The sequence below is a fragment of the Janthinobacterium sp. FT14W genome (genome assembly GCF_009208755.1).
Taxonomy (GTDB): domain Bacteria; phylum Pseudomonadota; class Gammaproteobacteria; order Burkholderiales; family Burkholderiaceae_D; genus Janthinobacterium; species Janthinobacterium violaceinigrum.
In genome coordinates this window covers 1-19,295 of the sequence record NZ_WFLL01000001.1, presented here as the reverse complement: position 1 = coordinate 19,295, position 19,295 = coordinate 1, and the positions used below count along the sequence as shown (strand labels likewise).

Annotated in this window: 15 protein-coding genes and 1 rRNA gene; 4 read left to right on the top strand and 12 right to left on the bottom strand. The window is 61.5% G+C overall.

Annotated features, from left to right (window positions below; genetic code table 11):
* Positions 1–105: 105 nt before the first annotated feature.
* The 6 genes from GCN74_RS00085 to GCN74_RS00060 form a co-directional block, all read right to left on the bottom strand.
* Complete coding sequence (locus GCN74_RS00085) at positions 106–1,554, bottom strand: amidohydrolase family protein (RefSeq protein WP_226938792.1); 1,449 nt, start codon at positions 1,552–1,554, stop codon at positions 106–108.
* Positions 1,555–1,591: 37 nt separating this feature from the next.
* Positions 1,592–2,317: an amino acid ABC transporter ATP-binding protein gene (locus GCN74_RS00080; protein WP_152254770.1), complete on the bottom strand. Its 726-nt coding sequence runs from the start codon at positions 2,315–2,317 to the stop codon at positions 1,592–1,594.
* Between the two features lie 18 nt (positions 2,318–2,335).
* Positions 2,336–3,028: an amino acid ABC transporter permease gene (locus GCN74_RS00075; RefSeq protein ID WP_152254769.1), complete on the bottom strand. Its 693-nt coding sequence runs from the start codon at positions 3,026–3,028 to the stop codon at positions 2,336–2,338.
* 1 nt (position 3,029) lies between these two features.
* Positions 3,030–3,779, bottom strand: a complete 750-nt coding sequence (locus tag GCN74_RS00070) for an amino acid ABC transporter permease (protein ID WP_152254768.1) — start codon at positions 3,777–3,779, stop codon at positions 3,030–3,032.
* 97 nt (positions 3,780–3,876) lie between these two features.
* Positions 3,877–4,833 carry an amino acid ABC transporter substrate-binding protein gene (locus GCN74_RS00065; RefSeq protein ID WP_152254767.1) on the bottom strand — a complete coding sequence of 319 codons (957 nt, stop codon included), beginning with the start codon at positions 4,831–4,833 and terminating at the stop codon, positions 3,877–3,879.
* Positions 4,834–5,028: 195 nt separating this feature from the next.
* The gene (locus GCN74_RS00060; protein ID WP_152254766.1) at positions 5,029–6,882 is read right to left on the bottom strand and encodes an ABCB family ABC transporter ATP-binding protein/permease; all 1,854 of its coding nucleotides are present in this window, start codon (positions 6,880–6,882) and stop codon (positions 5,029–5,031) included.
* A gap of 136 nt (positions 6,883–7,018) precedes the next feature.
* On the opposite strand from GCN74_RS00060, the gene GCN74_RS00055 reads away from it, so the two are divergent.
* Together GCN74_RS00055 and GCN74_RS00050 are read left to right on the top strand one after the other, a co-directional pair.
* Complete coding sequence (locus GCN74_RS00055) at positions 7,019–7,384, top strand: acyl-CoA thioesterase (RefSeq protein WP_226938791.1); 366 nt, start codon at positions 7,019–7,021, stop codon at positions 7,382–7,384.
* A gap of 24 nt (positions 7,385–7,408) precedes the next feature.
* Positions 7,409–8,998 (top strand): alkaline phosphatase D family protein, encoded by a 1,590-nt coding sequence (locus GCN74_RS00050; RefSeq protein ID WP_152254765.1) that lies wholly within the window; start codon positions 7,409–7,411, stop codon positions 8,996–8,998.
* A gap of 3 nt (positions 8,999–9,001) precedes the next feature.
* Here the strand turns inward: GCN74_RS00050 and GCN74_RS00045 are convergent, their stop codons facing one another.
* From GCN74_RS00045 to GCN74_RS00030, 4 genes are all read right to left on the bottom strand, one after another.
* Complete coding sequence (locus GCN74_RS00045) at positions 9,002–10,684, bottom strand: long-chain-fatty-acid--CoA ligase (protein ID WP_152254764.1); 1,683 nt, start codon at positions 10,682–10,684, stop codon at positions 9,002–9,004.
* A 60-nt stretch (positions 10,685–10,744) separates the two neighbouring features.
* Entirely contained in the window at positions 10,745–12,427 is a 1,683-nt protein-coding gene (locus GCN74_RS00040) for a long-chain fatty acid--CoA ligase (protein WP_152254763.1), read from the bottom strand.
* Between the two features lie 276 nt (positions 12,428–12,703).
* Positions 12,704–13,711: an aminopeptidase gene (locus GCN74_RS00035; RefSeq protein ID WP_152255122.1), complete on the bottom strand. Its 1,008-nt coding sequence runs from the start codon at positions 13,709–13,711 to the stop codon at positions 12,704–12,706.
* A gap of 52 nt (positions 13,712–13,763) precedes the next feature.
* Positions 13,764–15,839 carry a molybdopterin-dependent oxidoreductase gene (locus tag GCN74_RS00030; RefSeq protein ID WP_152254762.1) on the bottom strand — a complete coding sequence of 692 codons (2,076 nt, stop codon included), beginning with the start codon at positions 15,837–15,839 and terminating at the stop codon, positions 13,764–13,766.
* 206 nt (positions 15,840–16,045) lie between these two features.
* On the opposite strand from GCN74_RS00030, the gene GCN74_RS00025 reads away from it, so the two are divergent.
* Positions 16,046–17,239 (top strand): M20 aminoacylase family protein, encoded by a 1,194-nt coding sequence (locus GCN74_RS00025; protein ID WP_152254761.1) that lies wholly within the window; start codon positions 16,046–16,048, stop codon positions 17,237–17,239.
* A gap of 1 nt (position 17,240) precedes the next feature.
* Here the strand turns inward: GCN74_RS00025 and GCN74_RS00020 are convergent, their stop codons facing one another.
* Entirely contained in the window at positions 17,241–18,143 is a 903-nt protein-coding gene (locus GCN74_RS00020; protein WP_226938790.1) for an NAD(P)-dependent oxidoreductase, read from the bottom strand.
* An 88-nt stretch (positions 18,144–18,231) separates the two neighbouring features.
* Between GCN74_RS00020 and GCN74_RS00015 the strand changes: the two genes are divergently transcribed.
* Positions 18,232–18,804 carry an acyloxyacyl hydrolase gene (locus tag GCN74_RS00015; RefSeq protein WP_226938789.1) on the top strand — a complete coding sequence of 191 codons (573 nt, stop codon included), beginning with the start codon at positions 18,232–18,234 and terminating at the stop codon, positions 18,802–18,804.
* Between the two features lie 183 nt (positions 18,805–18,987).
* Here GCN74_RS00015 and rrf read toward each other — a convergent pair.
* Positions 18,988–19,100, bottom strand: a 5S ribosomal RNA gene (gene rrf, locus GCN74_RS00010).
* Positions 19,101–19,295: the final 195 nt, after the last annotated feature.

The following is a 19,295-nucleotide window of genomic DNA, read 5'->3' as shown; positions in this document are numbered from 1 at the left end:
CCGCGGGGCCGCCCCGCCGGCTGCGGAAGCCCGTGCACGCTCCCTGCCGGACGACAAAACGGCCAGCGTGCGCCGGCCGTTTTCAATATCAGGAGCGCACGCGAATCAGGATTTGGCCTGCGGCGCCTCCTGCTTCGCCACCCAGGCGCGGATATCGGCCAGCATCCGGTCCAGCGCGGCGCGGTCATACACGTGGCCGCGGCTGACCACCAGGCGGATCTGGCGCGTGGCGCCGATGTCCTGCAGCGGGTTCGCATCGAGTACCAGCAGGTCGGCCGCCTTGCCCGCCGCCACGCTGCCGTAGCGATCCAGCTTGCCCAGGAAGCGGGGGCCGTTGATGACGGCCGACTGCAAGGCTTGCTGCGGCGTCAGGCCATACTGCACGTACAGGCCGATTTCGTCGTGCAGGGCCTGGCCCGGATAGTCGAAGGAATTCAGGAATCCCGCATCGGTGCCGGCGATGATGCTCACGCCCTGCTGCTGCAGGATCGGCAGCAGCTGCGCCGACTTTTCAAACTGCGCGTGGCGCTGGGCGACGGCTTCCGGGCCATCCTTGGCGGCGCGCTGCACGCGCCAGTCGTAGGTGGCGCGCAAGCCCTTGCCGATGTATTGCAGGGCCGGATCGTGCGTGTGATCTTCGCGGTCCAGGTAAGCCGTCACGCGCGAACCCCACAGGGTCGGCACGATGGCCGTGCCGCGCGCGGCCAGGTAGCTGAAGGCCTTGCGCGCCGTCGGCTCGTCGTAGCTTTGCAGGCTCTCGCGCATGGCTTCGCGGCCGGTCAGGGTACCGGCCGCCACCTTGGCCGTCAGCTCCTGTTCGCGCGGCGTGGCGGCGCGCAGCAGGTAGGACTGGTGTTCGATGGTGCCCAGGCCCGCATCGGCCATCTGCTCCAGGGTCAGCTGCACGGGGATATGGCCCGAGGTGCGCATGCCCCGTTCGCGCGCCTGGTGCAGCGCTTCCAGGTACAGCTCCGGCTTCAGGGTGTTTTCCGTGATCTTCACGAAGTCCACTCGCTGCGCCTGCAGGCCGTCGAGCGCGCGCGTGACTTCCTGCGGCGTGCCCACTTCGATGGTGCCTTTCCACAGCGGCTTGATGCCTTCGAGCTTCGCGCCGGACGTAAAGATCGTAGGGCCTTCCAGCTGGCCAGCGTTGATCTGCTGGCGCCATGCCAGCACCGTGTCGGGCAAGTCGCCCGAGCAGTCGCGCACCGTGGTGATGCCATGCGCCAGGTACAGGGGCAGCAGCTGCTTGTTCTCGTCGATCAGCTCGGGGCCGCCGCCAAAGTGCACGTGCGTGTCCCACAGGCCCGGCATCAGGTATTTGCCGGGCAGGCGGATGGTCTGCTTCGGCGCGTAGTTGCGCAGCTGCGCATCGTCGACGACGGCGACGATGCTGTCGCCCTTGAGCAGCACGGATTGTCCCTTGACGGCACGGCCGCCGGCAACATCGATCAGGGTGGCGTCGCGCAGGACGATGTCGACGGCGATCTTGTCCGCCGCGTGGGCTTGGGCGAGCAAGCCCAGCGCCAGCATCGCGCCGGCTATTTTTTTCATGACAGGCATTGGTACTCTACTTTAAAGTGATGGAAAATTAATGGATGATCTTGGCGAGGAAATCGCGCGCCCGGTCCGAGCGTGTCGTGTTGAAGAAGTCATCCTTGCTGCAATCCTCGATGATCTTGCCCTGGTCCATGAAGACGATGCGGTTGGCCACGCGCTTGGCAAAGCCCATTTCATGGGTGACGACCATCATCGTCATGCCTTCCTGCGCCAGGCCCACCATCACGTCGAGCACTTCGTTGATCATTTCCGGATCGAGCGCCGATGTCGGCTCGTCGAACAGCATGGCGATCGGGTCCATCGACAGCGCGCGGGCGATCGCCACGCGCTGCTGCTGGCCGCCCGACAGCTGGCCGGGGAATTTATCCTGCTGCGACAGCAGGCCCACGCGGTCCAGGTATTTCAGGCCCTTGGCATTGGCTTCGTCGGCGCTGCGGCCCAGCACCTTGATCTGGCCGATGGTCAGGTTTTCGCGGATGGACAGGTGCGGGAACAGCTCGAAATTCTGGAACACCATGCCGATGCGCGCGCGCAGTTTCGACAGATTCGTCTTCGGGTCGTTGACGGTGATGCCGTCGACGATGATCTGTCCCTGCTGGATCGGTTCCAGGCCGTTGACGGTCTTGATCAGGGTCGACTTGCCGGAGCCGGACGGGCCGCAAATGACCATCACGTCACCCTTGGAAACCTTGGTGGTGCAATCGGTCAGTACCTGGAACTGGCCATACCATTTGCTGACGTTATTGAGTTCAATCATCTTGTTCTTTCTTTTCGGTTAGCGAATGATGGCAACGCGTTTCTGCAGGCGCTTTACCAGGAACGACAAGGCATAGCACAGCACGAAATACACGACGGCGACAAACACGTACATCTCCACCAGGCGGCCGTCGCGCTGCGCGATTTTCGAGGCGGCGCCGACGAAATCGGGAATCGACAGCACGTACACGAGCGACACGTCCTGGAACAGCACGATGGTTTGCGTCAGCAGCACGGGGATCATGTTGCGGAACGCCTGCGGCAGCACGATGCTGCCCATCGTCTGCCGGTAATTCATGCCCAGCGCCTGGCCCGCCCACACCTGGCCGCGGGGAATCGACTGTATGCCACTGCGCATGATCTCGCAATAGTAGGCGGCCTCGAACATGATGAAGGTGATCAGCGCGGAAGAAAACGCGCCCACTTTCACGGGTTCGTTCGCGCCGATGACCCAGGCGGCGATGTACGGCACGAGGAAGTAGAACCAGAAGATCACCAGCACCAGCGGGATCGAGCGTATCAGGTTGACGTAGCTCGATGCCACGCCCGAGACGATGCGGTTGCCGGACAGGCGCATCAGCGCCAGCAAGGTGCCCAGCACGATGCCGCCCACCATGGCCAGCGCCGTCAGCTTCAGGGTAAACACCATGCCGGTCTGGAACAGGTAGACCCACGAGCGGGAAATGACGTCGAAGTCGAAATTACCGAACATATCAGTGTCCTCCCGTCTTGGCGCCGGCGACGATGAAGCCGGGGATGGCGACCTTCTTTTCGATCAGGTGCATCAGCACCACGACCAGCAGGTTGACGACGACGTAGATGATGGTGGCGGCGGAAAACGCTTCGAACACCTGGAAGGAAAACTCCTGGATGGCGCGCGCGCTGGCCGTCAGCTCGATCAGGCCGATGGTCAGCGCCACGGAACTGTTCTTGATGATGTTCAAAAATTCGCTGGTCAGCGGCGGCATGATGACGCGCGCGGCCATCGGCAGCAAAATGAAACGGTAGGTCTGCGGCAGGGTCAGGCCCAGCGCCGTGCCGGCCAGTTTCTGCCCGCGCGGCAGCGCCTCGATGCCCGTCGTCACTTGCACGGCCACGCGCGAGGAGGTAAAGAATCCCAGGCACAGCACGGCCGTGACGAACGGCGCGTTCGGCAGCGACTTGACCCAGGCGCCCAGGTCCGGCGGCAGCAGTTCCGGCATGACGAAATACCAGAGGAACATCTGCACCAGCAGCGGCACATTGCGGAACAGTTCAACATACGCATTGGCCACGCCGACCAGCCATTTGTTCGGCAAGGTGCGGACGGTGCCGATCACCAGGCCCAGGATCAAGGCCATGATCCAGGCCGTGCCGGCCGTGGCCAGGGTCCAGACGAGGCCGGACCACAGGGTGTCCATATACGTGCCCACGCCATCGGGAGACATCTCCCAGAAAATGCGCCAATTCCAGTTGTAATTCATGATCATCCTTCCCATGCAACCCAAGGACAGCGGCCAGCCGCCCGCCCCGCAAATGAAACGGGAGGCTTGCGCCCCCCGGTTTGTTACGCAGTCTTTATTACTTTTTCCGTTTGTCCGATGTCTTCTGCGCTTCGGGCACGGCCGCATACGCAGCCGGGTCGCCCGAGTCGGTCGGATTCATGAACACGGCCTTCAGCTGCGGCGGCATGGGGAATTTCAGGTTGATGTTTTTCGGCGGGATCGGCGAGGTAAACCACTTCGCGTAGATGCGGTTGATGTCTTCGCTCTTGTACAGGCGGATCAGGGCTTCGTCGACCACTTTCTTGAAGGCGGGGTCGCCCTTGCGCAGCATGATGCCGTATGGCTCGACGGACAGCGCTTCCTTGGTGATTTCGTAGTCGTTCGGGTTTTTCGAATTGGCCACTTGCGAGGCCAGCAGGATATCGTCGTTGGCTTCGGCCACCGCGCGGCCCGTTTCCAGCATCAGGAACGATTCAGGGTGATCCTTGCCGACGGCAATCGTCATGCCCAGGTTCTTTTCCTTGTTCAGAATCGTCATCTGCTTGATGGTCGACGTGCCTGCCGTGGCGACCAGGGTCTTGCCGCGCAAGTCTTCCAGGGTCTTGATGTTCGAGGTTTTCTTCGACAGCACGCGGTTGCCGATGACAAACATGGTGGGCGCGAATGCCACCTGCTGCTGGCGTTCCAGGTTGTTCGTCGTCGAGCCGCATTCAAGGTCGATGGTGCCGTTGGCCATCAGCGGAATGCGGTTGGCCGAGGTGACGGGACTCATCACCACTTTCAGTTCGCTCATGCCCAGGTGCTTTTGCAGGGCCGTGACGACTTTCATGCACAGGTCGATCGAATAACCCTGATATTGCTGCTTGTCATCGAGATAGGAGAAGGGAACGGAGCCGTCGCGCACACCGAGGGTGACGGAACCGGCTTTCTTGATCTTGGCCAAGGTGCCGGTCAATTCCTGGGCCTGGACTGGCGACATGCTGCTGATGACGCCAACGCTGAGCAGCGTGGCGAAGATTTTGGTCAATTTCATAAATTCTCCTGGGCGGACAAACCGGATGTACTCCGAACGAAACAACTGTGGTGCAGACGCCACCAATGGAATTAATTTTATTTCATTTTCAGCGCCGGACTAGCCGTTTTCTACGATTGCCCTCAAATAGGCGCTATACGCGCGCCTGAAGGGGCGCGGCTGTAGCATTTTTCCTACTGATTTCCCATTCCCGATTTATTTTGCTGGCGCCAGGCCCGCCAGCGCCTCGTCCTCTTCCCCCTCATCGTCCAGATTTGCCTGCTGGCGTTGCCACATCTGCGCATACAGGCCGTCCGCAGCCAGCAACTGCGGATGCGTGCCCCGCTCGACGATGCGTCCATGGTCGAGCACCAGGATTTGCTGGGCGTCGGCCACCGTCGACAGCCGGTGGGCAATGACCAGGGTGGTGCGGTTTTTGGCGATCTCCTTCAATTGCGACTGGATCGCCTGCTCGGCCTTCGAATCGAGCGCCGACGTGGCCTCGTCGAAGATCAGGATGGCCGGGTCCTTCAGCAAGGTGCGGGCGATGGCCACGCGCTGCTTTTCGCCACCCGACAGCTTCAAGCCCCGCTCGCCCACCATGGAATTGTAGCCATCAGGCAAGCTTTCAATAAAATCATGGATCGATGCCGCTTTCGCCGCCGCCACGATGGCGTCCTTGCTGGCGCCCGGCTTGCCGTAGGCGATGTTGTATTCGATGGTGTCGTTGAACAGCACCGTATCCTGCGGCACGATGCCGATGGCCGCGCGCAGGGAATCCTGCGTGACGGCGCGCAAGTCCTGGCCATCGATGGTGATGCCGCCGCCATCGACTTCATAGAAACGGAACAGCAAACGCGACAGGGTCGACTTGCCCGAGCCGCTATGGCCCACCACGGCCGTCGTGGTGCCGGCCGGAATCTGGAAATCCACATCGAACAGGATTTGCCGCTTGGCTTCATAGCTGAAGTCCACGTGCGCAAAACGCACGGCCGCGCCCCGCGTGACGAGCGGTTTTGCTTGCGGCGTATCGGCGATTTCGCGGTTCTCGTTCAGCAAGGAAAACAAACGCTCCATGTCGGCCAGGCTTTGCTTGATTTCGCGGTAGATGACCCCTAAAAAATTGAGGGGAATGTACAGCTGGATCATGAAGGCGTTCACCAGCACCAGGTCGCCCAGGGTCATCGTGCCGGCGATCACGCCCACCGTGGCGCGCCACAGGATTAAGGTGACGGCCGTGGCGATGATCAAGGACTGGCCCGTATTGAGCAGGGACAAGGACGTCTGCGATTTCACGGCCGCCGACTCGTAGCGCTGCAAACCCTCGTCGTAGCGCTTGGCCTCGTAATCCTCGTTGCCGAAATATTTCACGGTTTCATAGTTGATCAGCGAATCGATGGCCTTGGTATTTGCCTTCGAATCGAGGTCGTTCATGGTGCGGCGGAAATGCGTGCGCCAATTCGTCACCAGCACGGTAAACGCGATGTAGGACACCAGCGCCACGGCCGTGATGACGGTGAACCAGATGTCGTAATGCAAGACCAGATAACCGAGCACGAGGGTGATTTCCACCAGGGTCGGCAAGATGTTGAACAGGGTGTAGGAAATGAGCGAGCCCACGCTGCGCGTGCCCCGTTCGATGTCGCGCGTCATGCCGCCCGTTTGCCGGTTCAAGTGGAAACGCAGGGACAAGGCATGCAGGTGGCGGAACACTTGCAGGGCGATGGTGCGCACGGCCCGCTGCGTGACGCGGGCGAACAGGAATTCGCGCAATTCCGTAAACAGGGTGGTCGACAGGCGCAGCAAGCCATACGCCACCAGCAAGCCCACGGGCAGCACCAGCAGCGCTTGCGGATGGGCCGCCGTGATGGTCATGGCATCGACGAGTTTTTTCAGGATCAGGGGCACGCCCACGTTGGCCAGCTTGGCGCCCACCAGGCATAGCAGCGCCAGCAGCACCCGCCATTTGTAGACCCACAGATACGGCAGCAAGGTCTTGATGGTGGCGAAATCGCTGTGGCTGGCGGAGGCTGGCGAGCGGGGCGGAGGGGGAGTCTGGGAACGGCGCATGGCGAAGGTCGGCTTTTTATGGTTCAATCGGGGCAATTGTAGCCTTTCATGAGAATAAAAGATGAGCACCTCCCCCGACCGCCCTGATAACTGCCTCGCCTCCGGCCTCCCAGCCGGAAAAATGCCGGAATTGCGCATGATGCCAGCGCCGTCCGACGCCAATGTGTACGGCGACGTGTTCGGCGGCTGGATCATGGCGCAAGTCGATATCGCCGGCTCCCTGCCGGCCACGCGGCGCGCCAACGGCCGTGTCGCCACCATTGCCGTCAACTCCTTCGTCTTCAAAAACCCCGTTTTCGTCGGCGATCTGCTCTCCTTCTACGCCGAAATCGTCAAGGTCGGCAATACTTCGATCACCGTCAACGTGGAAGTGTATGCCGAGCGCAACCGCCTGCAGGCGTGCATCGTGAAAGTCACGGAAGCCACCCTGATCTATGTGGCGACCGATTCCGACCGCAAGCCGCGCAAGGTGCCGCCCATCGAAACCCTGCTGTCACAATAATCCCGCGTTGTATTTTCAGACGGCATGGATAGCCAGCGCCGCGTCTTCCTGCAAAGCGCGGCCCGCATAGCGTCCCTGGCCGCCGCCGGCAGCGTGCTGTCCGGTTCCGGCGCGCGCGCGGCCGCGCGCCTCAATGGCGCGGCTTATCCATTTGCGCTGGGCGTCGCTTCCGGCTCGCCCCTGCCCGATGCCGTCGTGCTGTGGACGCGCATCTGCCACGATCCGCTGCACGCCGCCGCCACGCCCGCCATCGCCTTGAGCGTGCGCTGGGAAGTGGCGGACGACGAAGCGTTCCGGCGCATCGTCGCCAAGGGGCAAGCCACGGCCACGCCCGCCCTCGCGCACAGCGTGCATGTGGACGTGGCAGGCCTGGCGCCCGGGCGCTGGTACTGGTACCGTTTCATGCTGGGCGACGCCGTCAGTCCCGTGGGCCGCACGCGCACGGCGCCCGCCGCCGATACCCTGCCCGCTTCGCTGAAGCTGGCCGTGGCCTCGTGCCAGCACTGGGAATTCGGCGCCTACGCGGCGCACCGGCATATCGCGGCGGCCGCGCCCGACCTGGTGGCCTTCCTCGGCGACTACATCTATGAATGGGGGCCGTACCAGCTGCAGCACCCGAGCCGGGCCGTGCGCACGCATGAAAGTTTTACCCTGGACGAATACCGCGCCCGCTATGCGCAATACAAGAGCGACCGGGATTTGCAGGGCGCGCACCTGGCCGCGCCGTGGATCGTCACCTGGGATGACCATGAAGTGGCCAACGATTATGGCAATGACCGCGACGAGTTGCTCACGTCCACCTTTTTGCAGCGCCGCGCAGCCGCCTACCAGGCATTCTATGAACACATGCCGCTGCGCCTGCTGCCGCTGGGCCGGCGGGGGTTTGTCGACATGCGCATCTACCAGCGCTACGACTGGGGCCGCCTGGCGCGCTTCCACGTGCTGGACGACCGGCAATACCGTGCCTACCACGCGTGCGCCAAGCCGGGCCGCGGCGGCTCCAATTCCGTCACCACGCGCAGCTGCCCCGACTTGCTCAAGCCGGAGCGCACGATGCTGGGAGAAGAACAGCAGCGCTGGCTACAAGCGGGACTCGACAATTCTCCCGCGCACTGGAATATTTTGGCCCAGCAAACCCTGATGGCGCAATCGAGCCAGGTGCCCATCGTGCGGCCCGGCGACGAACGCATCTGGACCGATGGCTGGGATGGCTATCCGATGGCACGCCAGCACCTGCTCGACGCCCTGCGCAGCAGCGGCGCGCGCAATCCGCTGGTGCTGTCGGGCGACGTGCACACCTTTTATGCCACGGAACTGAGCCGTAACGCCATGCGCCCCGCCAGCAAGAATAATCCCGTGCTGGCCACCGAGTTTTGCGGTACCTCCATCACCTCGAGTTCCCGCCCGCAGGCGCGCACGGACCAGTACGTGGCGATGAATCCCCACATCCGCTACGGACGCAGCGACAAACGCGGCTACATGTTGCTGAACATCACGCCAGAGAAAACCACGACCCTGTTCCAGGGCCTGGAGAATGTGCGCGACAGCGCGTCCCCCATCGCGACACTGGCCAGCTTTACCGTGCAGGACGGCAAGGCTGGCGTGCAGAGATAAAATTCAAGCCGCTTTCTTTTCGTCGCGCAATTGACGGCGCAAGATCTTGCCAACGTTGGTTTTCGGCAATTCATCGCGGAACTCGATGTATTTCGGCTTCTTGTACGCCGTCAATTCATGCTTGCAATGCTCGCGGATCTGTTCCACCGTCAGGTTCGGGTCCTTGCGCACGACAAACACTTTCACGGCTTCGCCCGAGTTGGCATCCGGCACGCCGATGCAGGCGCATTCCAGCACGCCCGGGCACGAGGCGACCACGTCTTCCACTTCGTTCGGATACACATTGAAGCCGGACACGATAATCATGTCTTTCTTGCGGTCGACAATCTTCACGTAGCCGCGCTCGTCCATGATGCCCACGTCGCCCGTCTTGAAATAGCCGTCGGCCGTCATCGACTTGGCCGTCTCGTCCGGACGCTGCCAGTAGCCGGCCATCACTTGCGGACCGCGCACGGCGATCTCGCCCGGTTCGCCCAGCGGCACTTCCACGCCATCGTCGTTGAGGATCGCCACTTCCGTCGAAGGGAACGGCAAGCCGATGGTGCCCGTGAATTCCGTGATATCGACGCGGTTGCCCGTCACGACAGGCGACGTTTCCGACATGCCATAGCCTTCGATCAGCGGGCAGCCCGTCAGTTTCAGCCAGCGCTCGGCCACGTTACGCTGCAGGGCCATGCCGCCGCCATTGCACACTTTGTAGCTGGAGAAATCGAGCTTGGCGAAGTCGGCATTGTTCAGCAGCGCGTTGTACAGGGTATTGACGGCCGGGAAGACGACGATCTTGTGCTTGGACAATTCCTTGACGAAGCCGGGGATGTCGCGCGGGTTGGGAATCAACACGTTCAAGCCGCCCACGCGCATGCCCATCAGGGCGCTGACCGTCAGCGAATAGATGTGATACAGGGGCAAGGCGCACATGAAGCCCATCGAGCTGGCGCGCATTTCCTTGGTCATCACGGGCGAAATCCACGCCTCGTTTTGCAGCACGTTGGCGATCACGTTACGGTGCAACAGCATCGCGCCCTTTGACACGCCCGTCGTGCCGCCCGTGTATTGCAGGAAGACAATATCGTCATGCCCCTGCTGCACGGGCGTCAAGGTCAGGCGCGCGCCTTCGGCCAGCATCTTGTTGAAACCGATGGCGCTCGGCAGGGAAAACGCGGGCACCATTTTCTTGATCTTGCGCACGACGAAGTTGACGATCGTGCCCTTCAAGCCGCCCAGCAAGTCGCCCATGGTGGCCACGATCACGTGCTTGACCTGGGTGTGCGGCAGCACCTGCTCCACCGTGGTGGCGAAGTTTTCCAGCACGATGATCGTTTCGCTGCCCGAATCGATCAGCTGATGCTGCAGTTCGCGCGGCGTGTACAGCGGGTTGACGTTGACCACGGTGTAGCCGGCGCGCAGGATCGCCGCCATCGCCACCGGATACTGCAGCACGTTCGGCAGCATGATCGCCACGCGCGCGCCCGCTTGCAGCCCCTTGCTTTGCAGCCAGGCCCCCATCTGCTGCGACAGCTTGTCGAGCTCGCGGTAGGTAAGGAATTTATCCATGCACACGAAAGCGTTGCGGTCCGCATATTTCTGGAACGACTCTTCCAGCAAATGCGTCACGGAACGGTACTGCGTGCAGTCGATCTCTGCGGGAACGCTGTCCGGGTACGACTTCAACCAAATCTTGTCCATCAATTGCCTCATCTTTATCTGTATTGAAGGGGGCGCAGCCTTGGGCGCCCCCGGCACTGTTTATGCTGCTGTCTTCGTTTCGTCACGCAGGGCGCGACGCAAAATCTTGCCGACATTGGTCTTCGGCAGTTCATCGCGGAACTCGATGTATTTCGGCCGCTTGTAACCCGTGAATTGCTCCTTGCAATACGCGGCCAGCACTGCCTGGGTCAGGTTCGGGTCCTTGCGCACCACAAACACTTTCACGGCCTCGCCCGAATGCTCGTCGGGCACGCCCACGCAGGCGCACTCGAGCACGCCCGGGTGGGCCGCGACGACGGCTTCGACTTCGTTCGGATAGACGTTGAAGCCGGAGACGAGAATCATGTCTTTCTTGCGGTCCACGATCTTCACGTAGCCGCGCTCATCCATGATGCCCACGTCGCCCGATTTGAAGTAACCGTCGGGTGTCATGACCTTGGCCGTTTCATCGGGACGGTTCCAGTAGCCGCTCATCACTTGCGGGCCGCGGATGCCGATCTCGCCCGTCTGGCCCAGCGGCACTTCCTTGCCGTCATCGTCGAGGATGGCGATATCGGTCGACGGCACGGGCAAGCCGATGGTGCCCGAGAACGCCGTGCTGTCGGCGCGGTTGCAGGTGGCAACGGGCGATGTTTCCGACAGGCCATAACCTTCGATGATGGACACGCCCGTCACTTGCAGCCACTTGTCATTGACGGCTTGCTGCACCGCCATGCCGCCGCCATTGGCGATCTTCAAGCCCGAGAAATCGAGCTTGGCAAAATCGGGATGATTGACCAGCGCGTTATACAGCGTATTAACCGCCGGTAACAAGTTGAATTTGTACTTGCCCAGTTCCTTGATCAGGCCGGGGATGTCGCGCGGATTCGGGATCAGGATATTCAGTGCGCCCACGCGCGTGCCCCACATCGCGCACGCCGTCAGCGCAAAGATATGGTACAGCGGCAAGGCGCAGACGATGATCAGCTGCTCCTGGCTGTTCTGGTCGAGCGCCGCGCCCGACCACGCTTCGCTTTGCAGCACATTGGCGATCACATTGCGGTGGCTCAAGGTCGCGCCCTTCGACACGCCCGTGGTGCCGCCCGTGTATTGCAGGAAAGCGGCGTCGTTGATGCTCAGCTCGACCGGCGTGAGTTTCATGCGGCTGCCCAGCGCCAGCGCCTGCTTGAAACGCATGGCGTTCGGCAAGGAATACGCGGGCACCATCTTCTTGACGTTGCGCACGACAAAATTGACGATCATGCCCTTCAAGCCGCCCAGCATTTCGCCCATGCTGGCGACGACGATGTGCTTGACGGCTGTCTTGCCCAGCACTTGCTCCAAGGTATGGGCGAAGTTTTCCAGCACGATGATGGCTTCGCTGCCCGAATCGTTGAGCTGGTGCTCGAGTTCGCGCGGCGTGTACAGCGGGTTGACGTTGACCACCGTGTAGCCGGCGCGCAGCACGGCGGCCAGGGCCACCGGATACTGCAGCACGTTCGGCATCATCAGGGCAACTCTGGCCCCTTTTTTCAGGCCGCGGCTTTGCAGCCAGGCACCCAGCTGGCGCGAATACGTGTCGAGTTCGGCATAGGTAAGAAATTTGTCCATGCAGACATAGGCATTGCGGTCTGCATATTTCTGAAACGCTTCTTCCAGCAAATGCACCAGCGAACGATATTGATCAGGATCGATGTCGGCGGGTACGCCGGGAGGATACGACTTCAGCCAAATTTTTTCCATCCTGTGCCTCTTGTCTCGAATAATCGTGGGGGAGCCGGCGCACCCTGCCGGCGCGGATCATTGCTGCGGATTCTGTCGTCCGGCAGTCAGTTTGAGCATTCTGACGAGCATTTGCTCTATGCTACTAATGCGATGCTATCGGGCGCCGCGCTTCCATGCAAGCGCTTTCAACAGTATTCGAGCGGCAACTCTAGGGGTATTTTGTGCTGCATTGCAGCATGATAAATACGCTGTTGCAGGATCGTTTGCCCTGCCGTGCAGGACAATCTTTACGGGTCAGGGGCTGGACAATTGTTCCAGCGCACGCCTGCGCTCAGGCTTATTCATCTGGGCCATTGTGTGCACTGCAGCATAAAAAGCACGAAAGTTCTTTTTTTCTTCCAGCAATTTTTTGAAGGCAGGTAAAAATTCATTGTAGGTAGACACGGAAGCCAGGTGTGCATTGCTCAATGGCTGCTCGAACCAGCGGTCGTAACCGGCGAAACCACCCCAGTGCTGCTTCAGTACCTGATATGCATCTTGCAATGCCGAAAACACCTGCGCCTTGCGCGCACGCTTGTCCGCATCGCTGGCGTCGCTGGCATACACGGCCTCCAGTCGCCCCCGGTATTCCAGCAGCAAGGCCAAAAAGTCCTGGCGCCGCGCCGCGTACTGGGCATACGACGCACGCGTGGCATCATTGCCCTCGCGCGCCAGCCAGCGCTGCACGCCCGCCTCTTCCACCGTGCCGGCAAACGACTCGTTGAAGGCCGAATCGCCGGGCACGTACACCACCTGGTGCGCCAGTTCATGGAAAATCAGGCGCGCCAGTTCCGCATCGTTGTAATTGATAAAGGTCGACAGCAGGGGATCGTCGAACCAGCCCAGGGTGGAATACGCGGGCACGCCGCCCACCTGCACGTCGTAATGCTGGGCCCGCAACTCCTCGGCATACGCGAGCGCCTCCTCCTTGCTGTAATAGCCGCGATAGCTGACGCAGCCGGCAATGGGAAAACACCATTGCAGCGGCTGCAGCGACAGTTCCGGCGTGGCCACCACGTTCCACAGGACAAACGGTCGCCGCAGGGCCGCGTAGTTCTTGTAGCTGCCGTTGTCGGGCAAGTCCAGCTCGCTGACGGCAAAGCGGCGGATCTGCTGCGCCTTGGCCAGGCGCACTTTCAGGCGCGGCTCGGTGGCCGGATCATCGAGCCAGTCGCCGATGGGCCGCGCGCCGGACCACAAGGCATATTGCCCCTGCGCCGCTTGCGTGTAGTAGCGCAGCTGCGTGCAGCCGCCCAGCAGCATGCACAAGCTGCCGACGAGCAGCCGGGCCGGCCAGCGCGCCAGCGCGTTCACCTCAGCCGGCCTTTTCGACTTCGACCAGCGTATCGTAGAAGGTGGGCGCGCGGCCCATGTCCGTCAGGCGCTGGCTGGTCACTTCATTGGCATTCTTGCCATCGCTGGCCAGTTTCTTCCACCACACGGACAAGCCCACCACCAGGCCCCGTCTCGCCTTGTCCGTGACCCTGGCCTTGGCAACAAAGCTGCCGCGGTCATTGAAGATGCGCACCATGTCGCCGGCCGCGATGCCGCGCGCAGCGCCATCCTCGGGGTGGATATCGAGGTGCGGCTCGCCTTCGGCCGCGCGCAGGCTTTTCACGTTGACGAAGGTGGAGTTGAGGAAATTGCGCGCGGGCGGCGAAATCATGGCCAGCGGATAGCGGGCCGCCAGTGCGGGATTGCTGGCCAGCGATTCATGCGGTGCGATATACGTGGGCAGGGGATCGAGGCCCGCCAGCGCCATGGCTTGCGAATAAAACTCGCACTTGCCCGATGGCGTGGGGAAACCGCCCGTGGCGAACGGCGCCTCGGGCATGGCCAGCTTTTGCCAGCCCGCGCGTTTCAGCGATTCCCAGTCGAAATGCACGGCGCGCGCATCCGTCGCATCGAATGCCTTGGCGGCCAGCGCATCGTCGCTTTCCTGGAAGCACGGGTCATCAAAGCCCATGTGCTGCGCCAGCAGGCGGAAGATTTCCGTATTCGCCTTCGCTTCGCCCAGCGGTGCCACGGCCGCGTTGTTCGCCATCATGTACAGGTGGCCATAGGTGGCATGCGTATCGACGTGTTCCAGTTGCGTGGTGGCGGGCAGCACGATGTCGGCGTAGTCGACGGTATCGGTCTGGAAATGTTCTAGCACGACCGTAAACAAGTCTTCGCGGGCAAAGCCCTGCGCCACTTTCGAGGAATCGGGCGCCACCGCCAGGGGATTCGAGTTGTAGACGATCACGGCTTCCACCTGCGGGCCAAAGTCGGGCGAGCTGGCTTTCAGCAGATCGTCGCCGATGGTGCTCATGTTGATGGTGCGCGGCGTGCTTTTCAGCAAGTCCGGGCGCTGCAGGGCCTTGCGGTTGATGGGGAAAGACCCCGAGCTCGACAGCTGCATGCCGCCGGCAGGGTGGCGCCAGGCGCCCGTCAGGGCGGGCAGGCAGGCGATGTTACGCACCGCCATGCCGCCCCCATGCACGCGCTGCACGCCGTAATTGGCACGGATGGCAGCCCCCTCGCCAGAGCGGCATGCCTGGCCGTACAGGCGCGCCAGTTCCACCACTTCCGTGGCCGTGATGCCGCAGACTTCGGCCACGCGCTCGGGCGGCCATTCCAGCGCACGCTGTTTCAAGCCGTCGTAACCCACAGTGTAGCGTTCGATATAGTCATGATCGAGCCAGTCTTCGACAATCAGGACATGCATCAAGCCCAGTGCCAGCGCTGCATCGGTGCCCGGCAGCAAGGCAACGTGCTGATGGCATTTTTCCGCCGTCAGCGAACGGTAGGGATCGATGGCGATCAGCGTGGCGCCATTGCGCTTGGCCTCTTGCGCACGCATCCAGAAGTGCAAGTTCGAGGCGATCGGGTTGCCGCCCCAGATGATGATCAACTTGGCGTTCTGAAACTGTTCCAGGTCCGTGCCGATGCTGGCACCCACCGTGTAGCGGTAGCCCGTGGCGCCGGCCGAGGCGCAAATGGTGCGGTCCAGCAAGGAAGCGCCGAGCTGATTAAAAAAACGCGACGACATCGACTCGCCCTGCACCAGCCCCATGGTGCCGCAGTAGCTGTACGGCAAGATTGCCTGCGGATCGCGCGCGGCAATCGGTTTCAGTCGGGCGGCGATGGTCTGCAATGCCTCCTCCCAGCTGATGCGCTCGAACTTGCCTTCTCCCTTCTTGCCCACGCGGCGCAGCGGATGCAGCAGCCGGTCCGCATGGTAGGTGCGTTCCGTGAAGCGCGACACCTTGGTGCACAGCACGCCAGCCGTGGTGGGATGGTCCGGATCGCCCTTGACGGCGGTTGCCACGCCATCGGTCACGGTAACCAGCAAGGCGCAAGTATCAGGGCAGTCGAGCGGGCAGGCCGCGCGCACGTGGGTGGTGGTCATGGGGCAATCCAGAAACGTTGGGGGAAGGCGATACTGTAAACCATTCCGCCCGCTTGCTGTTGGCGCCATGGCAAGCACGTCCGTGCGCTGGATTTACCCGGCAAACAAGGGCTACAATGCATTATTAGCCGCGCCTGTTTTTGATCAAACAAGCGCGGTGCGGCGCGCCCTACGTGGCTGCGTGCCAGCATCCACAGGAGAGTCCGATGAAACTAGTTGATCCCATCTTGGCGTTTCAATCCGAGCTGCAAGGTATCCGCCGCGACCTGCACGCGCATCCCGAGCTGTGCTACGAAGAACAGCGCACCTCGGATGTCGTTGCCGCCAAACTGACGGAGTGGGGCATTCCCGTGGTACGCGGCCTGGGCCGCACTGGCGTGGTCGGCATCATCCAGCATGGCACGTCCAGGCGCGCCATCGGCCTGCGCGCCGACATGGATGCCTTGCCCATGCAGGAAATGAATACCTTCGAACACGCGTCGCGCCACCCGGGCAAGATGCACGCCTGCGGCCACGACGGCCACACGGCCATGCTGCTGGGCGCGGCCCATTACCTGGCGCAGCATCGAAACTTCGATGGCACGGTCTACCTGGTCTTCCAGCCGGCGGAAGAAGGCGGTGCCGGCGCCCGTGAAATGATCGAAGACGGCTTGTTTACCCGCTTTCCCATGGATGCCATCTACGGCATGCACAACTGGCCGGGCGCCGAAACGGGCACCCTGAGCGTGGTGGAAGGGCCGATGATGGCCTCCAGCAATGAATTCCACGTCACCGTCAAAGGCAAGGGCGCGCATGCGGCCCAGCCCCACAAGGGCATCGACCCCGTGATGGTGGCCGTGCAAATCGCGCAAAGCTGGCAAACCGTCATCACGCGCAACAAGAGCCCGCTCGACACGGCCGTGCTGTCGATCACGCAAATCCATGCGGGCAGCGCCACCAATGTGATCCCCGATGACGCCAGCCTGGTCGGCACCGTGCGCACCTTCACCACGCCCGTGCTGGACCTGATCGAAGAGCGCATGCGTGACATCGCCGTGCACACGGCCGCCGCCTTTGGCGCAGAAGTCGATTTCCACTTCAAGCGCAACTATCCGCCCCTGGTCAATCACGCGAAAGAAACGGCGTTTGCCGTCGACGTGATGAAAAGCGTAGTGGGGGCCGACAAGGTCAACGCGAATGTGGAACCGACCATGGGTGCGGAAGACTTTGCCTTCTTCCTGCAAGAAAAAGCCGGCTGCTACATCTTCATCGGCAATGGCGATGGCGAGCACCGCGATGGCGGCCACGGCCTGGGGCCATGCGTCTTGCACAATGGCAGCTACGACTTCAACGACAATCTGCTGCCCATCGGCGCCAGTTTCTGGGTCAAGCTGGCCGAAGCGAGCCTGCCCGTCGCTTGAATCAGCTCAGCTGATCCGGACCATCGCCCAGGCGCTGGCCCGGATTCAGTTCTTCCAGGGCCAGCAAGGCCGCCGCATGGTCTGCCGTCGAGTACGTTTCGGCAATGCTTTCATAGCGCTGCGTCACCAGTTGCGTCACCGGCAAGGTGAGGTGCGCTGCATCGGCCGCCGCGAGGATGTTGTGCATGTCCTTGATCTGGCTTTTCACCTGCCCACCGGCAACAAAATTTCGTTCCAGCATGCGTTGGCCATGTACATCCAAGATCTTGCTCTCGGCAAAACCGCCGCGGATGGCCGCCCTGACGGCAGCCGCATCGGCGCCAGCTGCCTGGGCCAGCAACAACGCTTCCGCCACGATGGTCAGGGTGGCGCCCACGATCAGCTGGTTGCACAGCTTGGCAACTTGCCCACTGCCGGCCGGTCCCACCAGGGTCGGGCGGCCCATGACGGCCAGGATAGTTTCCACACGTGCGTAATCGCTGCTGCTGGCGCCAGCCATGATGGCCAGGGTGCCCGCCTGCGCCCCACCGACGCCGCCCGAGACGGGCGCATCGATGAAGGCATGGCCGGCAGCATGCAAGGTGGCGTGAAATTGCTGGGCTTCTGATTGCTTGGTGGAACTCATATCGATCCACACCACTGCTGCGGGCAGGGCCGGCAGCGCCTCGTGCAGCACCTGTGCCACGATGGGACCGGCCTCCAGCATCGAGATCACCACGTCCGCACCGCTGACCGCCTCCGCCACGGAAATGGCCGGCCGCGCCCCTGCCGCACGCAGGAGTTGGGCCTTGCTGTGCGTGCGATTCCAAATTGTGACAGAATATCCAGCGCGTAGCAGGCACCGGACCATCGGATCCCCCATCAGACCGATACCAAGAAATGCGATTTTTGTAGAGAATGTCAATTGAACCCCTGAGATCAACAAGTGGCGAGAGCGGCATGCAAAGCAAGGTGCCTGTACAAACAAGACGAGCCTAACGGCCAATTTTACGATGAAAGCCCCTATGTTCTTCAAGAAGAATCTCCTCAAATCCATCGCCGCCGTTGCCGCGCTGATGGCCGCCAACGCCGGCTTTGCCGCCGACGACAAACTGATCGACTCCGTCTACGGCGAATATGCCAAGGGCGTCAAAGTGCAAATGCTGCGCGCCGGCGTGACATCGAACTGGGACAAGGCCTGGTTTGTATCGAATGGCACGCAGCTGAGCGGTTACTGGGACGCCAGCATCGGCGGTTGGGATGGCAAAAGCTATCGCAATGTCCCTGGCCAGCATCAAAAACTGTGGGATCTGGGCTTTACTCCCGTGTTCCGCTTTGAAAACACGAACAAACTGGGCTTTTATGCGGAAGGCGGCATTGGCGTGCACATGCTGTCCAAGCTGTACGATAACGACGATAACCGCCTGTCGACCCACTTCCAGTTCGGCGACCATATCGGCGTCGGCTACGTCTTCAATAACAAATGGGAAGTCGCTGCGAAGATCCAGCATTTCTCGAACGGCGGCTACAAGAAACCGAATAGCGGCGTCAACTTCATGAACGTCAAAGTCGCTTATCACTTTTAATGGAGTTGATAAATGACAAAGGCAGCGCGCAGCGCTGCCTTTTTTTTCGGCTGTTGCATTCACCCCAGATTCGCGTAGGTCGGATTAGCGCAAGCGCGTCATCCGACATTGCCACAGATCAAACTCCAGACGAAAAAAAACCCCGCCATGGCTGGCGGGGTTTTTCTCTACTGCGAATAACAAGCCTGACGATAACCTACTTTCACACTGGTTGCAGCACTATCATCGGCGCAAAGTTGTTTCACGGTCCTGTTCGGGATGGGAAGGGGTGGGACCAACTTGCTATGGTCATCAGGCATAACTTGTACTGGCGTTTGTCTCCTGTGGGACGACAACGCCTGAATCCGGAAGAAGCAAAGATTAAGGGTAATGAATGGTATCAACACACACGCAACGTTGTACCGTCTTATCCTCTGTACCTGCTAAGGTTATAGGGACAAGCCGTACGGGCAATTAGTACTGGTTAGCTTAATGCATTACTGCACTTCCAC

Excerpts from the sequence above, each read along its gene's own strand:
- GCN74_RS00080 (WP_152254770.1), bottom strand. The coding sequence starts at position 2,317 with ATGATTGAACTCAATAACGTCAGCAAATGGTATGGCCAGTTCCAGGTA.
- GCN74_RS00085 (WP_226938792.1), bottom strand. The coding sequence starts at position 1,554 with ATGAAAAAAATAGCCGGCGCGATGCTGGCGCTGGGCTTGCTCGCCCAA.
- GCN74_RS00025 (WP_152254761.1), top strand. The coding sequence starts at position 16,046 with ATGAAACTAGTTGATCCCATCTTGGCGTTTCAATCCGAGCTGCAAGGT.
- GCN74_RS00070 (WP_152254768.1), bottom strand. The coding sequence starts at position 3,779 with ATGAATTACAACTGGAATTGGCGCATTTTCTGGGAGATGTCTCCCGAT.
- GCN74_RS00055 (WP_226938791.1), top strand. The coding sequence starts at position 7,019 with ATGATGCCAGCGCCGTCCGACGCCAATGTGTACGGCGACGTGTTCGGC.
- GCN74_RS00050 (WP_152254765.1), top strand. The coding sequence starts at position 7,409 with ATGGATAGCCAGCGCCGCGTCTTCCTGCAAAGCGCGGCCCGCATAGCG.
- GCN74_RS00045 (WP_152254764.1), bottom strand. The coding sequence starts at position 10,684 with ATGGACAAGATTTGGTTGAAGTCGTACCCGGACAGCGTTCCCGCAGAG.
- GCN74_RS00030 (WP_152254762.1), bottom strand. The coding sequence starts at position 15,839 with ATGACCACCACCCACGTGCGCGCGGCCTGCCCGCTCGACTGCCCTGAT.
- GCN74_RS00015 (WP_226938789.1), top strand. The coding sequence starts at position 18,232 with ATGAAAGCCCCTATGTTCTTCAAGAAGAATCTCCTCAAATCCATCGCC.
- GCN74_RS00075 (WP_152254769.1), bottom strand. The coding sequence starts at position 3,028 with ATGTTCGGTAATTTCGACTTCGACGTCATTTCCCGCTCGTGGGTCTAC.
- GCN74_RS00060 (WP_152254766.1), bottom strand. The coding sequence starts at position 6,882 with ATGCGCCGTTCCCAGACTCCCCCTCCGCCCCGCTCGCCAGCCTCCGCC.
- GCN74_RS00065 (WP_152254767.1), bottom strand. The coding sequence starts at position 4,833 with ATGAAATTGACCAAAATCTTCGCCACGCTGCTCAGCGTTGGCGTCATC.
- GCN74_RS00035 (WP_152255122.1), bottom strand. The coding sequence starts at position 13,711 with ATGCTGCTGGGCGGCTGCACGCAGCTGCGCTACTACACGCAAGCGGCG.
- GCN74_RS00040 (WP_152254763.1), bottom strand. The coding sequence starts at position 12,427 with ATGGAAAAAATTTGGCTGAAGTCGTATCCTCCCGGCGTACCCGCCGAC.